Origin of the sequence: uncultured Mucilaginibacter sp. (genome assembly GCF_903913935.1) — a bacterium.
GTDB lineage: Bacteria > Bacteroidota > Bacteroidia > Sphingobacteriales > Sphingobacteriaceae > Mucilaginibacter.
The window spans coordinates 1-2,160 of sequence record NZ_CAIWNH010000519.1 but is presented as its reverse complement, the minus strand read 5'-3'; the positions used below and the strand labels follow the sequence as shown (position 1 = coordinate 2,160).

Annotated in this window: 2 protein-coding genes; one reads left to right on the top strand and one right to left on the bottom strand. The window is 44.7% G+C overall.

What is annotated here, in order from left to right:
- A partial coding sequence (locus QZY09_RS20955) for a hypothetical protein (protein ID WP_295675713.1) occupies positions 1-702 on the bottom strand: 702 nt, incomplete at its 3' end.
- 132 nt (positions 703-834) lie between these two features.
- Here QZY09_RS20955 and QZY09_RS20950 point away from each other — a divergent pair.
- Entirely contained in the window at positions 835-1,974 is a 1,140-nt protein-coding gene (locus QZY09_RS20950; protein WP_295675711.1) for an FAD-binding oxidoreductase, read from the top strand.
- Positions 1,975-2,160 lie beyond the last annotated feature (186 nt).

Here is a 2,160-nt window from a genome sequence, read left to right as displayed (position 1 = left end):
TTTCCCTTCACTAACTTTATGATCTAAAAACCTGGCGCGGATCAGTTCGACGTATTGATTAAAAATAGCTTTATCGTAGGTCAATAATGGTAAATTTTGACTGCAAAAGGCGGCGATCTTTGCAAAGTTCCTTTTTTCGGGGTGATTGTAGACTACCATGTCATTCGCCTCTCTGTTGTACTGAAATTCAAAGATCTGCCCTTTTATCTCCCTCAGATTTGCCCACAATAGCTGATCAGCTTCCTGGTCGCGTATCGACCTCCGGCAAAGCTGATCATAGGTTGCTACTTCGCGGGCGATGGTTTTTTTAAAGAATCGCAGCGAGCCCGAACTTTTCATTTGTTGAAAAGTGGCGTCATTAGGCACAAACGCAGCTTTTGCGCCGCCTGCAAGCCCATACCAGTATAGTTTTCCGCCTGAAATATTTTTGATTTCCGTAGTACTCAGCAATTGCATCAGCGTATCAGTTTGATGCGAAGCGAAATTATAATAAGTTAAATAGGTATTAATAGAGGCGGTGTCTGCCTTCAGGTCGGCCACCATAGTTTCGGCATATTCTTTGGCCCGGTTATGTTCGGTTATGTTTTCGCGTATATTTTCGGCAATAAAGCCCATCAAAACCGCAAGAAAGATCATCAATCCTTCAAGCACATATTCTTTAAAACCTTTTTTTTCTACTTCGGGATGGTGGTGTACTTCCATGGATTCTGTTATGGTAATTGCGGTAAATTGTCGGTTTTGTTTTATACAGTGCCTCAATTTCGTACTTTGAGATGGAATCAGCAAACATTATTTAAAAGCCGCTTTTTGAATTTCGAATTTCTACTTTTGAACGTGGAACATACATTTTCTTACTGGGAACGCACCGCCTTGGTTGGCCCTGCGGATGTGATCATAATTGGCAGCGGCATTGTAGGCCTAAGCGCAGCTTTGAATCTGAAGCGCCTGCAACCATCCTTAAAAGTAACTGTACTCGAAAGGGGCTTTCTGCCCAGTGGCGCCAGTACCAAAAATGCCGGATTCGCCTGTTTTGGAACTGTTTCTGAGCAGCTGGAATACCTTAAAAAATCATCGGAACAGGATGTTTTAAAACTGGTAGATTATAAATGGCGCGGCCTTCAACGACTACGCCAGAACCTGGGTGATGAAAACATAGATTATCATCAGTATGGGGGCTATGAGCTATTTATGGATGGCGATCAGCAGCAAGCAGAAGAGGCTCTTGACCATGTCGGTTATTTTAATCAACTATTTACGCAGGTAACGGGTAGCGCAGATATCTATTCTGTGGCCGACTCAAAAATTGCCGAATTTGGTTTCAAAGGGGTGGGCAAACTACTTTATAACAATTTTGAAGGTCAGATCCATACCGGCCGGATGATGCGCACCTTGCTGAACAAAGTGTATGAAGCTGGTGTTTTGGTGTTGAACGATTGCGCAGTTACTAAAATAGAAAGTAACAATGACCGGGTTGACCTGATTACCTCACAAGGTCAGTTTAGTGCCGGCAAAGTGATATTGGCCACCAATGCCTTCGCATCCCAATTATATCCCGACCTGGACGTAGTTCCGGGGCGAGGGCAGGTGCTGGTAACCAAGCCTATACCCGGCCTGAAATTAAAAGGAACTTACCATTTCAACGAAGGATATTATTATTTCAGAAATATCGATGGTCGGGTGCTTTTTGGCGGGGGTAGAAATATTGATTTCAATAAAGAACGGACCTGGGATTTCGGTCATACTGAAATCGTAAAACAGCAATTGATCAAATGCCTCGATGAAATGATCCTACCGGGAACGGATTACGAAATCGCCTACTGGTGGAGCGGTATCATGGGCTTTGGGGATATGATGCTACCCATCGTAAAAGAAATACAACCTCAGGTTTTTTGCGCCGTGCGCTGTAATGGTATGGGTGTTGCCATGGGTAGTTTGGTAGGTGAAGAAGTGGCCGAACTGGCGCTTAATACATAATTAATTACCTTAATACCAGGCCAAAGGTCGGGAGGCTTGCGGCAGCGTTAGCTGGCGCTTAATACATAGTTTATCACATTGCATGCGAGCCACAAGCCGGGAGGCTTGCGGCAGCGTTAGAGGTTGGCGGTAGCGTAGTTGATATTAAAACAGCCCCTTGCTGCCGCAAGCCTCCCGGCTTGTGGC